Below are 11,966 nucleotides of genomic sequence, written 5' to 3' on the forward strand. Positions count from 1 at the left end.
GATGTTCAGAATCCTCTTCCGCTTGTACCTGGTGACAATCGTGTCCTATAGCGCCGCGATTTATCTGGTGCCGGACGTGGTGGTCAAGGTGTTCCAGGAACGCTTTCTCACCTACAACCTCGATTACTCCCGTGGCCTGCAATCGCTGATGGTCAGGCAGTTCAAGAGCGTGCCCGAGTCCGAATGGCCGGCGCTGGCGGCGGAGATGGACAAGCAGTTCGAACCGCTGCACATCGTCCTCAGTTCCATCGACGACGACAGCCTGACCCAGGCCGAGCAGAAGCGTTTGCAGCGTGGCGAAAACGTGGTGCGGGTCGGCGACTGGGGGTGGCGCACGCTGGCGGTGGCGCCGCTCAATGCGCACCGCGTGGTGCAAATGGTCGTGCCGCCGGATCCGATGGACGTCAGCCTGTTGTACTGGAGCATCAACGTCCTGATCGGCGCGACCATGCTCGCGTGCCTGCTGGTGTGGTTGCGCGCGCACTGGCATGACCTTGAACGCCTCAAGGCAACGGCGGAGCGCTTCGGCAAAGGCCACTTGAGCGAGCGCACGCAGATCGCCGCCAGGTCCAACATCGGCAGTCTGGCGAACGTTTTCGACACCATGGCCGGCGACATCGAGAGCTTGCTCAATCAGCAGCGCGATTTGTTGAACGCGGTGTCCCACGAATTACGCACGCCTTTGACGCGCCTGGATTTCGGCCTGGCGCTGGCACTGTCCGACGACTTGCCAGCCGCCAGTCGCGAGCGCTTGCAAGGCTTGATTGCGCACATCCGCGAGCTGGATGAGCTGGTGCTGGAATTGCTGTCCTACAGCCGGCTGCAAAACCCTGTGCGCCTGCTGGAACGGGTCGAGGTGGCGCTGGACGAGTTCATCGACAGTATTCTGGGCAGCATCGACGAGGAGCTGGAATCGCCACAAATCGTCATCGACGTGATGCTGCACGGGCAGCTCGAACGCTTCCTTCTCGACCCGCGCCTGACCGCTCGGGCGATTCAGAACCTGCTGCGCAATGCCATGCGTTATTGCGAGAAGCACATCAAGGTCGGCGTGCAGGTGTGTCCCAAAGGCTGTGAAATCTGGGTCGACGATGACGGCATCGGCATTCCGGACGATGATCGCGAGCGCATCTTCGAACCGTTCTATCGCCTGGACCGCAGTCGTGACCGGGCGACGGGCGGCTTTGGACTTGGGCTTGCGATCAGCCGTCGGGCACTGGAAGTGCAGGGTGGCACCTTGACGGTCGAAGCGTCGCCGTTAGGTGGCGCACGGTTCCGCCTGTGGTTGCCGGCGCCTGTCTGATTGTTCCCTGACCTGTCAAACCTGACAGTAGCCACAAGGACCTTTTAGGCGTTTCATGACCCTTCGCCGTCGGGCTTGCACAGCTGCGTACGGCAGGAGGGTGGAAATAGGAGCACTGATAATAAAACGACACGCCGAAGGCACGATCAGTGCGATCCGGCATGTCAGGGTAGATGACCTGTCGACGCAGTTCGCCATCGTCATGTCCAGGGACGGCTACCCCAGGATGGCTGTACGCATCGGGCACAACATTACCGCGCAGGGTGAGGACTATTTCCTCGTCGGCGACCGGGTCAGTTACACGGTCCTGATGGAAGACGGGGCGGGCGAGTTCCCCAGGGCCCTGGACTTGCGCAAGTTCAGTGACGATGGCAACACCGGCTGAAAACCGGCGCAGGCCCGTTGCCGCCGAGGCCGGCCCTCACGCATTGAGTCGGCTCTTCAACAGTTTGGCCATCTCTTCGAGTTCCGGTGCCGGGTTACGCCCGATCAGCATCCAGGCGTGCTCCATGTCTGCCCAATACACCACGTTCATGCCATGCCGGCGCTCGTGGGCAAAGTGGCGACTGCCGGTGTTGGACAGCGTGACGCATAACGCCAGGGCTCCGTGGGCCGGATCCAGGTAGGTAATCTGGGCGATGGGCACGCCGTCGTATTCCAGGATCTGCGCACGCCTGAGCTGCGCCCTGGGCAGGGCCAGTTGCGCGGGCGACAGGTTCACGCCAAGGCGTGCATCGATCGTGCGCAGTTGCGCACCATGGGAGAGGTCATCGACGGGCAGGTGTTCCAGGGTCTGCGGCACATACATCGACATGTAATCGGCGACCAGACCCCGCCAGTTGTGTTTGACCTGAGTGGCGCGCCAACCCAGGTACAGGCGGTCTGCAAGGACGCCGCCGAGCACCAGGCTGGCCGCGGCTGCCAGAAACCAGCGCCTGCTCACCGGCGGCCGGGCGGGGGCCGGCAAGGTGTCGAGCATTGCCTGCAGGCGATCCACCGGCGCCTGAGTCGCCAGTTCGTCATAGGCCTGGCAGAACGGCAGGCTGCTGCGGTCCAGCCATTGCAGGCGCAGGTTGAGTGTCGAGTCTTCAGCGATGGCCGCCTCGACGCGGTTGCGCTGGTCGGTGTCGAGCTCATCATCGAGGTACGCCACCAGTTGCTCGTCCGATGGTCGTGCACGTTCGTTCATCGACGTTCTCCGGTGGAAGGGTTCGGTACCGCCTGCAAGGGCGGGTACTCGGCCAGTTTTGCCCGGGCGGCGGCCAGGCGGCTCATGACTGTGCCAATGGGGACATCCAGCACCTGCGCCACTTCGCGGTAGGACAAGCCCTCTACATAGGCCAGAAACACGGTTTCGCGCTGGGCTTCGGGCAGTGCATCGACGCGCCGGATCACCTGCGAGGCGAGCACGTGGGTCAGGGCAGCGTGCTCGCCATCGAACGCCGGGACGTGATCGACGTCCACCTGGCCGAGCCCCTGGCGCACCCGGCGCGAGCGCACTTCGTTGAGCCAGATCGAATGCAGGATGGTCATCAGCCAGTGATCCATGCGGGTACCCGGAACAAACTGCCCGGCACGTTCGAGCGCCCGCACGCAGGTCGCCTGCACCAGGTCCTCGGCGACATGCCGCTGGCGAGACAACAGCAGGCCGTAGCGCCATAAACGCGCCAGGTGCTGGCCCAACTCTGCTCGTATTGCCTGATCGCTGGCGATAGCGACCTCCGTTGTTTCAAGTCTTTGATGCGCCCTGAATGGTTTCGGCCAGGTCCCGGTATTCTTCGCAGGTGTTGCCGCAGATCGACTGGATGAGCTGCAACTGCTGCTGCGCAAGGTCCAACCGCCCCTTGATCACATACGCTTCACCGAGGTATTCACGCACTTGCGCGTACTGTGGATCGAGCTTTACCGATTGTAGGTAATATTTGATGCCTTCGTCGGTGCGTCCCAGTTTTCGAGTGGCATAGCCGCGATAGTTCAGGGCCTTGGCGGTGTTCGGGTTTTCAAGTGTATCGAGCAGTGCCAGGGCTTCCCCATAACGGCCATCCTTGGCCAGGCGATAAGCGTAGTCGGTACGGTCGGCGTCCGGAACGAGGCGGCTGGTTTGCAGCACGCACCGCTGTGACTTGCTGTCCCAGACCTGGCCTTTGGGGCAATTGGGCTTTGCCGGCTCATTGTCATCGCCGTTGGCCAGGGCGAGGGTGCTGCACAAGGCGACGGCGAGCAGCAACTGGGTGGTGAAAACGGCTAGACGGACGTTCATGCAGGGAGTCTCCGCAGCGGATCAGGGTTCTGAACCATGAACACCGCACAGGGAGATTTTATTCGATGGCCCGCCTGCGCGGTGTTCTTGCCTCCATCGCGAGCAAGCTCGCTCCTACAGAGGGGCGCGGAGTAGCTGTGTGCGAGCCTGCTCGGGATGAAGCCGACGCGGTGTCAGGCCAGGAGGCGGATAGGCGCCCCCGCCGACCACGCCTGGATGTCCTCGATCATCTGCGAAAAGAACTGCTGATAGTTCTGCTGGCTGACATAACCGACATGGGGGGTGGCCAACACATTGTCCAGCGTGCGAAACGGGTGATGCTCGGGCAAGGGCTCCTGCTCGAACACATCCAGCGCCGCCCCGGCCAGGCGTTTTTTCTGCAAGGCCTTGATCAGTGCTGCTTCGTCGACAATCGGTCCGCGTGCGGTGTTGACCAGCAGCGCCGTCGGCTTCATCCAGCCCAGCGCCTGGGCATCGACCAACCCACGGCTGCGGTCGCTGAGCACCAGATGCACGGACAGGATGTCAGCCTGTTCGAACAATTCCTGCTGGCTGACGTAGGTCACGCCCACCTGCGCCGCGCGTTCGGCGGTGAGGTTTTCGCTCCAGGCGATCACCCGCATGCCGAACACCTGGCCGAACTGTGCGACCCGCTGACCGATGCTGCCCAGGCCGAGAATCGCCAGGGTCTTGCCGTGCAGGTCGCCGCCCAGGCCTTGTTGCCATTTCCCGGCGCGCAGGGCGTTGGCTTCCTGCACCAGATTGCGGGTGGCGGCCATGATCAGCGCCCACGTCAGTTCCGGCGCGGCGTGTTTGTAGCTGTCCGTGCCGCTGACTTGGATGCCCAAGTCGGCTGCAGCTTGCAGGTCGAGGGCGGCATTGCGCATGCCGCCAGTCACCAGCAGCTTGAGTTTCGGCAGACGGCGCAGCAACGCCTCGTCGAATCGGGTGCGCTCGCGCATCACACAGATCACTGCAAAGTCAGCCAGGCGCTGGGCCAATGTGTCGGTGTCGGCGGGGTAATCATGGAGGAAACTGACCTGGCCAATCGGCTCCAGCACCGACCAATCCACAACGCCGCTCGCCACGTCCTGCCAGTCATCGAGCACTGCAATCTGCACAGCCATCAGCTTTACCTCATCAACGAACAGGGTGGGTTTTGTCCAGCCAGGCCAGCAGGGCCTCGTGAAATTTAGCGGGCTCTTCCATCTGTGGCGCATGGCCCATGCCGGGGAACTCCACCAGCGTGGACTGCGGGATCAGCTTCGCCACTTGCTTGCCAAGTACGTCGTAGTGGCCCAGCTTACCCTTGACCTCGGGCGAGGCGATGTCGCTGCCGATGGCCGTGGTGTCGGACGTGCCGATCAACAGCAGCGTCGGCATCTTCAGGTCCTTGAACTCGTAGTACACCGGCTGGGTGAAGATCATGTCGTAGATCAGCGCCGAGTTCCAGGCCACTTGCTGGTGTCCCGGGCCTTTATTCAGGCCGGCGAGCATGTCGACCCAGCGATCGAATTCGGGTTTCCAGCGACCGTCGTAGTAAGTCTTGCGTTCGTAGTTGCGAATGCCTTCGGCGGTGAGCTTCAGCTCGCGCTCATGCCATTGATCCACGGTCCGGTAAGGCACACCAAGGGCTTTCCAGTCTTCCAGGCCAATGGGGTTGACCAGCGCCAGTTGTTCCACCTGATCAGGGTATTGCAGGGCATAGCGGGTGGCGAGCATACCGCCGGTGGAATGCCCCAGCAGGCTGGCTTTCTGGATGCCCAGGGCCTTGAGCAGTTGCTGGGTGTTGGCCGCCAGTTGCTGGAAGCTGTACTGGTAGTGGTCCGGTTTGCTGGAGGTGCAAAAACCGATCTGGTCCGGTGCGATCACGCGGTAACCGGCGTCGCTCAGGGCCTTGATCGAGGTCTCCCACGTGGCGCCGCAGAAGTTCTTGCCGTGCATGAGCACGACGCTCTGGCCATTGGCCTTGCCATTGGCGGCGACATCCATGTAGCCCATCTGCAGGGATTTGCCTTGGGACTCAAAGGCAAAATGCTTGACTGTATAAGGGTATTGGAAACCTTGCAGCTCGGGCCCGTAGGCTGGACCTTCGGCGGCGAAGGTGGGCAGGGCGGCAGTCAGCAGCAGGCCGGGCAGCCAGCGGGAGAGGGCGAGGGGCATGGGAACACTCCAGAAGAAATCGGCCGTTGCTGGCTCGGCCTGATTAGGGCGACATTAAACACAGGCAATGGCGGCGAGCGATGGTTCAACTCATCCAGCCCATCGTTGCGAGGGCCAGCGCGGCGTAGCGCGCGCCTTTGGCGAGGGTCACGATCAACAGAAAACGGCTGATCGGTTCACGCATCACCCCGGCGACAAGCGTCAGCGGATCACCGATGATCGGCACCCAGCTCAGCAGCAGTGACCAGTGACCGTAACGCTGATAGTGGGTGCGGGCTTTTTCCAGATGCGCCGGGCTGACCGGAAACCAGCGGCGGTCGCGAAAGCGTTCGAGGCCGCGTCCCAGCCACCAATTGAGCAGCGAGCCCAGAACGTTTCCCAGGGTCGCCACGGCCAGCAACGCCCAAAGCCAATAACGCTCGCTCAGCAACAACCCCACCAGCACCGCCTCGGACTGCAACGGCAATAGAGTCGCCGCGCCGAAAGCGGCGAAAAACAGCCCGAGGTAGGCACCGGACATCAACGGGCAGGGTAATCCGCCTCAACCACGTCAGAACCGTCTTTTTTCAGTCCGATCACCTGATAGGCGTCGCTCATCCCGTCCATTTCCATGCCGGGCGAGCCCATGGGCATGCCGGGAGCGGCGACACCCAGCAAGTCGTCTCGCTTGCTCAAGGCCAGCACTTGATCGGCGGGGACATGCCCTTCGACGAATTTGCCGTTGATCAACCCGGTGTGGCAGGACGCCAGGCGAGGGGGGACGCCGTGTTGTCGCTTGAAACTGCTCATGTCGCTTTCGACGTGGTCTTCGACCTTGAAGCCGTTGTCTTGCAGGTGGCTGATCCATTTTTTACAGCAACCACAATTGGCGTCGCGGTGAACCTCGATGGGAATCAGTTCGGCCGCCTGGACCAATGAAGAGATAAACAGGGCGCTCAGGGCGAGCAGACGCAATGGGGTTCGCATGGAAGATCTCGTCTCGGGTGGCGGGGCCAACATTCTGAGCTTTTTGGGAGAAGACACCGGGAGAAATTGTATCGAAGTGATGCTGCGTTAGAAGGTGTTCGACTTGATACAAATCAAACAAATATGACAGGAAAATGAATAAACCTTGGTTTAGTCCAATTATCCGAAGGTGTTAGAGGCCAATCAAACAGGGGCTTGGCAGGTTTGTATCTGAAATGTACGAAAATTGTAAAAACTTGAAATGTAATTTGTGTAGCGCTTCCTGGGCCCGGATACTCCGTGCACCCAACTTGTTTAAACAAGGACTTTTTATGATCGTCGCTCAAGGATCCTGGTCATGACTATCGGCTATACCGGCGCATGGAGTTCCAAGGCGGGCCTGCTTGTTCAGGACACCGGCACCACCACCAAACCTGTGTCCCAGAGCGTCAAGGTCAAGCAGATGCTGGCGTTGGTGGGCAACAATCCAAACGCGCTGGATACAGCGAAGATGGACAAGTTGAAACTTCACAAACAGATCAAGGGTTTTGATCCCGAAAACGTGACAGCCAAGTCGCTGGGCAACCTGACGACCTTCCTGAAAGATAACGGCCTGATCACCGATGTGACGGCGGTGACCCTGAGCAACGCCGGTGACAAGTTCGATCGCTTCGGCATTCCGAAAGACCCGGAAGCCAGCTTTAACGCCCTTGAATATTTTGCCACCCAACTGGACAGCATCCAGAACAACAATATGAAGGGCAACAAGTACGCCAACTACTTGATCCCCGAATACAAGAAGGCCATCTACGTTCTGCAGAACCTGGCCTCCTACGGCAAAGGCAACGGCTCGACACCTACCGATAAAAACATGTCCGCCAAAGCGTAAACCGACCTGTAGGGGCGAGCACGCTCCTACAGGAAGCATGCAGAAATTTTGCGATGCTGCCCTGTCCTCATAGGCTGTAACATGAACGCCCGCTTGCAGCGGCGTATCCGCTGCATGTCCTGTTTTGAGGAAAGGTAATGACCCAGTCGCAACGTTTGAAGTATTCACTCCTGATCGCCCTGGTGGTCCTGGCGATCATGTTTGGCCTGTCGTACTTGCAGAATGCCGGCATCATCAGCGAAAAGCTGTTCCAGTACATCGCCATTGGCGTGGCGGTGATCGTGGTCGTCATCAACGGCGTGATGCGTCGCAAGGTCAAACTCTGAGCGACGTCCTCGCCGTGATTACTCGCCGTGCAGGATGGCGGCAGCCGTTGGGTGAAGGCTGTAGCTTTTGTCCTCGTTGAGCACAATGACACCTTCGCTGCACAGGCGCTTCAACACTTCACGCACGCTGAGGAAAGACAGGGGAATGTCCAGGTCTACCAGCGTGCTGTGCACACCTCGGACGCCCAGGGTGTGGTCGTGATCGGCTGCGTTGAGCAAGGCGTCAATCACCTTCAGGCGTATCAGACTGGTGCGCAGCCCAAAGCTCTTGAGCACCACGCGAATACGCTCATTGCCGTTTTTTTCCGTGCGCGGGTCGAACAGGCGTGGCCCCAGGGTTGTGTGCAGGGGCGCGGTACCACCGTCCGTTGGCAGTTGCGAGTTGTACATGCGAAAACTCCTATTCAGAGCCTGGACCGGAATGAATGTTTGGGTGCTCTTATCAATTAGGACGAACGAGCCACTCGAATCATGAAGAACCCGATGTAGAAATTTTGTTGGCGCTGCGTCGCAAACCCGTGAAGTCCTGCAAAATCGACCTGCGGCGCTGTAAATTTTTCCTGTCGATTTCGTTCCTGTAGTCAGGCCTTTTGCGTGTTGGCACGCCAGGCTCGACCTTCGTTTTTCGATCAGGAGCGCGTGTGATCATTACCAGCCCATTCACCCGATTGAGTCTCGCCGCCGTGATGGTGGTCTTGAGCCTCGAGGCAAACGCGCGCACCCAGCCGGACCCGGCAACGGCCGACATCCGTCGCACCAGTTTTGGTGTGCCGCACATTCGCGCGGACAACGAACGCGGTCTCGGCTACGGCATCGGTTATGCCTACGCCCAGGACAATCTGTGCCTGCTGGCCAATGAAGTCGTCACGGTGAATGGCGAACGTTCACGCTATTTCGGTGCGCAGCAGTTCACGGTCGAGGAACGCGAAAACCAGGTGAGCGACGTGTTTTTCAACTGGCTGAACACATCGCAGGCTGTCGATGCTTTTTGGCAGTCGCAACCCGGCGAAGTCCGTGACCTGATGCAAGGTTATGTGGCCGGCTACAACCGTTCGCTGAAAGAGCGTCGCGCGCGAGGGCTGCCGCAACAATGCCAAGGCGAATGGGTGCGGGATATCAGCGCCCAGGACCTGGTCAAACTGACCCGTCGCCTGTTGGTCGAAGGCGGTATCGGGCAGTTTGCCGAAGCGCTGGCCGGCGCCATGCCACCCAAGACCGTCGCCCGCAATGCGGGCGCGTCGGCGTCGTTCCACCTCGCCGATCGACGTATCCAGCGTTTCGCGCTCGACCGTGGCAGCAACGCGGTGGCCGTGGGCAGTGAGCGCTCGTTCAACGGGCGCGGCATGTTGTTGGCCAACCCGCATTTCCCGTGGGTCGGTGGCATGCGCTTCTATCAGATGCACCTGACCATTCCCGGCAAACTGGACGTGATGGGCGCCGCGCTGCCCGGCCTGCCGATGATCAATATCGGCTTCAATCAGCACCTGGCCTGGACCCACACCGTGGATTCGTCCAAGCATTTCACCCTGTATCGCCTGCAACTGGATCCCAAGGATCCGACCCGTTACCTGCTCGATGGCCAATCCATGCCAATGCAACAGCAGACCGTCACGGTGCAGGCCAGGCAGCCGGACGGGCAGATCCGCGCGGTTTCGCGCGTGGTCTACAGCTCCCGGTTCGGCCCGATCGTGCAATGGCCTGGAAAGCTCGATTGGAACGATCAATTCGCCTACAGCCTGCGTGACGCCAATCTGGACAACGATCGCGTGTTGCAGCAGTGGTATGCGATGAATCGGGCGACCAGCCTCCCGCAATTTCAGGCCTCGGTGCACAAGATACAGGGCATCCCGTGGGTCAACACCCTGGCGGCGGACGACCAGGGGCAGACGTTGTACATGAACCTGTCGGTGGTGCCGAACGTCAATGCGGCCAAATTGGCGCAGTGCAGCGATCCACGGATCGGCTTGCAGATGATTGTGCTCGATGGTTCCAACAGCGCCTGCGCCTGGGACATCGACCCCGCCGCCGCGCAAAAGGGCATTTACGCCGCTGAGCAGATGCCACAACTGCTGCGCAAGGATTTCGTCCAGCATTCCAACGATTCGGCGTGGATGGCCAACCCGGCGCAACCGCTCACCGGTTTCTCGCCGTTGATCAGCCAGGACGGCCAGCCACTGGGCTTGCGTTCACGCTTCGCGCTGGCCCGTCTGGCCGCGCTGCAAAAGGGTGGCCCGATAGGGCCTGTAGACCTGCAACACATGGTGATGGATGACCAGGTGTATCAAGCCGGGCAGGTCATGCCCGATCTGTTGCAGTTCTGTGAGCGGGAGCTGGGCAGCGATGCACCGACGTTGGAGGCGTTGTGCAGCAGCCTCGAGACGTGGGACCGCCACGCCAACCTGGACAGCGGCCTGGGCTTCGTGCATTTCCAGAACCTGATGGCCGCGTTGCAGGAGGTGCCCGACGTCTGGCGGGTGGCGTTCGATGCAACGGATCCACAAAACACTCCGCGTGGATTGGCCTTGGATCGACCTGAAGTGGCGAATGCGCTGCGCGAGGCGATGTTGACGTCGGCGCAGCAGGTCAAGGCCTCGGGCCTTGATGCTGACAGCCGCTGGGGCGATATCCAGGTGGTCAGCAGTGGCGGCCAGCAGACGCCGATTCACGGTGGTCCGGGCGCACTGGGCGTGTACAACGCCATCCAGAGCGTGCCACGTAGCGACGGTAAACGTGAGGTGGTCAGTGGCACCAGCTACCTGCAGATCGTCACCTTCGACGACACCGGCCCGCAAGCCAAGGGGCTGCTGGCATTCTCGCTGTCCAGCGACCCGACATCAACATTCGCCAACGATCAGACCCTGGCATTTTCGAAGAAGCAACTGAGCGTACTGCCATTCACCGAACAGCAGATTACCGCCGACCCGCAGTATCAAGCGCAGACGATCCGCGAGCAGGATGACAACGTGGCAAAACAGTAAGGGAAAGCGTGACACGAGGAAGGCCGCAACACTGAAATGTGGCGGCCTTTTCAGCTTCTTGGGGGTTGTTGGGGGATGGAATTGAGGACCGGGTTGCCGTCCTTGTTGCGGGTCAGGTAGACCGGTAATACCTTGGGCAACGTGGCTGCCAGACCGTTGAGTTCCCTGATGTTGTAGATACCGCCGAGGCGGATCGTGCCGGTGCTGCTGTCGGCCAGCATCAACGGCTTGCTCAGATAACGGTTGATCAGGGGCAGGGCTTCGCTCAGCGCCAGGTCATCGAGCACCAGTTTGCCGTGGCGCCAGGCCAGTGAGTTGTCATTGGCGTAGGTCTGGCTGATCTGCGGCGTGAAGTCGCCTTGTTTATAACGCGCCTGCATCGAGGGCTCCAGGCGCAGGCCGTCACCTGGCAGGTCAGCGTTGCTGCTGACCAGTACCGAGCCTTCGATCAGGTTCACTCGTACCTGGTCTTGATACATCCACACGTTGAATTGGGTCCCGGTGACACGGATCCTGCCTTCTGCCGCCTTGACGATGAACGGGTGAGTGGCGTCATGGCTGACACTGAAAAACGCTTCGCCTTTCTTGAGCGTGACACGGCGCTGATCCTTGTAATTGCTGTAGGTCAGCTCGGTGCCAAGGTTCAGCTCGACTTGGGTGCCGTCGCCCAGGGTGACCTGGCGGGTGGCATTGCCCGCTTCGAAATGTTCGTAGGAATTGGGCAGCCAACCCAGGTTCCAACCGGTGTACGCGGCCAGGGGCAGTGCCAGGGCACAGACGGCGGCGGCCACGGCCAGCGAGCGCCAGGAGGCGGGCGGTTGACGTTGGGCCCTAGCAATGACGGGGGCGGCAGCGGGCAGGGGCGTGTCCATGCGCGGCAAGTCTTCGGCCACCACCCAGATCTCCAGCATCGCCTCGTACTCAAAAGCATGCAGCGGATGGGCGTCGCGCCATTGCGCGAATGCCTGCCGTTCCTCTTCGGTGCAGTCCGAGGCGTGCAAACGCATGCACCAGTGCGCGGCAGCGTCGGTGATGGCGTCGTATTCGGCTTGGGAGATAGGGCTGTCGGTCATTGACTCATCCTGATTTCCCGCATTCTAAC

14 protein-coding genes are annotated in these 11,966 nt (G+C 60.7%); 5 read left to right on the top strand and 9 right to left on the bottom strand.

Going from position 1 to position 11,966, the window contains the following annotated elements; all coding sequences use genetic code 11:
- Position 1: 1 nt before the first annotated feature.
- Both AB4O36_RS08315 and AB4O36_RS08320 read left to right on the top strand, forming a co-directional pair.
- Positions 2-1,303, top strand: a complete 1,302-nt coding sequence (locus AB4O36_RS08315; RefSeq protein ID WP_460123440.1) for an ATP-binding protein — start codon at positions 2-4, stop codon at positions 1,301-1,303.
- Between the two features lie 226 nt (positions 1,304-1,529).
- Positions 1,530-1,688: a hypothetical protein gene (locus AB4O36_RS08320; protein ID WP_460141450.1), complete on the top strand. Its 159-nt coding sequence runs from the start codon at positions 1,530-1,532 to the stop codon at positions 1,686-1,688.
- A 36-nt stretch (positions 1,689-1,724) separates the two neighbouring features.
- Here the strand turns inward: AB4O36_RS08320 and AB4O36_RS08325 are convergent, their stop codons facing one another.
- From AB4O36_RS08325 to AB4O36_RS08355, 7 genes are all read right to left on the bottom strand, one after another.
- Positions 1,725-2,492 carry an anti-sigma factor family protein gene (locus AB4O36_RS08325; protein WP_460123447.1) on the bottom strand — a complete coding sequence of 256 codons (768 nt, stop codon included), beginning with the start codon at positions 2,490-2,492 and terminating at the stop codon, positions 1,725-1,727.
- A complete protein-coding gene (locus AB4O36_RS08330) occupies positions 2,489-2,986 on the bottom strand; it encodes an RNA polymerase sigma factor (protein ID WP_460123450.1) in 498 nt (165 codons plus the stop codon). The genes AB4O36_RS08325 and AB4O36_RS08330 overlap by 4 nt, the downstream gene beginning before the upstream one ends.
- A gap of 46 nt (positions 2,987-3,032) precedes the next feature.
- Positions 3,033-3,563 carry a tetratricopeptide repeat protein gene (locus tag AB4O36_RS08335; RefSeq protein WP_460123453.1) on the bottom strand — a complete coding sequence of 177 codons (531 nt, stop codon included), beginning with the start codon at positions 3,561-3,563 and terminating at the stop codon, positions 3,033-3,035.
- A 173-nt stretch (positions 3,564-3,736) separates the two neighbouring features.
- Positions 3,737-4,690, bottom strand: a complete 954-nt coding sequence (locus tag AB4O36_RS08340) for a D-2-hydroxyacid dehydrogenase family protein (RefSeq protein WP_460123455.1) — start codon at positions 4,688-4,690, stop codon at positions 3,737-3,739.
- 13 nt (positions 4,691-4,703) lie between these two features.
- Positions 4,704-5,726, bottom strand: a complete 1,023-nt coding sequence (locus tag AB4O36_RS08345; RefSeq protein WP_460123458.1) for an alpha/beta fold hydrolase — start codon at positions 5,724-5,726, stop codon at positions 4,704-4,706.
- A gap of 85 nt (positions 5,727-5,811) precedes the next feature.
- Positions 5,812-6,246, bottom strand: coding sequence for a YqaA family protein (locus AB4O36_RS08350; RefSeq protein ID WP_460141451.1), 435 nt, complete (start codon positions 6,244-6,246; stop codon positions 5,812-5,814).
- Complete coding sequence (locus AB4O36_RS08355; protein WP_460141452.1) at positions 6,246-6,692, bottom strand: DUF411 domain-containing protein; 447 nt, start codon at positions 6,690-6,692, stop codon at positions 6,246-6,248. The genes AB4O36_RS08350 and AB4O36_RS08355 overlap by 1 nt, the downstream gene beginning before the upstream one ends.
- A 337-nt stretch (positions 6,693-7,029) precedes the next feature.
- Between AB4O36_RS08355 and AB4O36_RS08360 the strand changes: the two genes are divergently transcribed.
- Both AB4O36_RS08360 and AB4O36_RS08365 read left to right on the top strand, forming a co-directional pair.
- Positions 7,030-7,560, top strand: a complete 531-nt coding sequence (locus AB4O36_RS08360) for a hypothetical protein (RefSeq protein ID WP_460123465.1) — start codon at positions 7,030-7,032, stop codon at positions 7,558-7,560.
- A gap of 137 nt (positions 7,561-7,697) precedes the next feature.
- Positions 7,698-7,886: a hypothetical protein gene (locus AB4O36_RS08365; protein WP_460123468.1), complete on the top strand. Its 189-nt coding sequence runs from the start codon at positions 7,698-7,700 to the stop codon at positions 7,884-7,886.
- An 18-nt stretch (positions 7,887-7,904) separates the two neighbouring features.
- Here AB4O36_RS08365 and AB4O36_RS08370 read toward each other — a convergent pair whose 3' ends face one another.
- A complete protein-coding gene (locus AB4O36_RS08370) occupies positions 7,905-8,276 on the bottom strand; it encodes a fe2+ zn2+ uptake regulation protein (RefSeq protein WP_460123471.1) in 372 nt (123 codons plus the stop codon).
- A 251-nt stretch (positions 8,277-8,527) separates the two neighbouring features.
- On the opposite strand from AB4O36_RS08370, the gene pvdQ reads away from it, so the two are divergent.
- Positions 8,528-10,864: a bifunctional acylase PvdQ gene (gene pvdQ / locus AB4O36_RS08375; RefSeq protein ID WP_460141453.1), complete on the top strand. Its 2,337-nt coding sequence runs from the start codon at positions 8,528-8,530 to the stop codon at positions 10,862-10,864.
- Positions 10,865-10,914: 50 nt separating this feature from the next.
- On the opposite strand, the gene AB4O36_RS08380 is transcribed toward pvdQ, so the two are convergent.
- Entirely contained in the window at positions 10,915-11,937 is a 1,023-nt protein-coding gene (locus AB4O36_RS08380; RefSeq protein ID WP_460141454.1) for a FecR family protein, read from the bottom strand.
- Positions 11,938-11,966 lie beyond the last annotated feature (29 nt).

The organism is Pseudomonas sp. S2_E01, from assembly GCF_054668365.1.

Excerpts from the sequence above, each read along its gene's own strand:
- AB4O36_RS08315 (WP_460123440.1), top strand. The coding sequence starts at position 2 with ATGTTCAGAATCCTCTTCCGCTTGTACCTGGTGACAATCGTGTCCTAT.
- AB4O36_RS08320 (WP_460141450.1), top strand. The coding sequence starts at position 1,530 with ATGGCTGTACGCATCGGGCACAACATTACCGCGCAGGGTGAGGACTAT.
- AB4O36_RS08325 (WP_460123447.1), bottom strand. The coding sequence starts at position 2,492 with ATGAACGAACGTGCACGACCATCGGACGAGCAACTGGTGGCGTACCTC.
- AB4O36_RS08335 (WP_460123453.1), bottom strand. The coding sequence starts at position 3,563 with ATGAACGTCCGTCTAGCCGTTTTCACCACCCAGTTGCTGCTCGCCGTC.
- AB4O36_RS08340 (WP_460123455.1), bottom strand. The coding sequence starts at position 4,690 with ATGGCTGTGCAGATTGCAGTGCTCGATGACTGGCAGGACGTGGCGAGC.
- AB4O36_RS08345 (WP_460123458.1), bottom strand. The coding sequence starts at position 5,726 with ATGCCCCTCGCCCTCTCCCGCTGGCTGCCCGGCCTGCTGCTGACTGCC.
- AB4O36_RS08350 (WP_460141451.1), bottom strand. The coding sequence starts at position 6,246 with ATGTCCGGTGCCTACCTCGGGCTGTTTTTCGCCGCTTTCGGCGCGGCG.
- AB4O36_RS08355 (WP_460141452.1), bottom strand. The coding sequence starts at position 6,692 with ATGCGAACCCCATTGCGTCTGCTCGCCCTGAGCGCCCTGTTTATCTCT.
- AB4O36_RS08360 (WP_460123465.1), top strand. The coding sequence starts at position 7,030 with ATGACTATCGGCTATACCGGCGCATGGAGTTCCAAGGCGGGCCTGCTT.
- AB4O36_RS08365 (WP_460123468.1), top strand. The coding sequence starts at position 7,698 with ATGACCCAGTCGCAACGTTTGAAGTATTCACTCCTGATCGCCCTGGTG.
- AB4O36_RS08370 (WP_460123471.1), bottom strand. The coding sequence starts at position 8,276 with ATGTACAACTCGCAACTGCCAACGGACGGTGGTACCGCGCCCCTGCAC.
- AB4O36_RS08380 (WP_460141454.1), bottom strand. The coding sequence starts at position 11,937 with ATGACCGACAGCCCTATCTCCCAAGCCGAATACGACGCCATCACCGAC.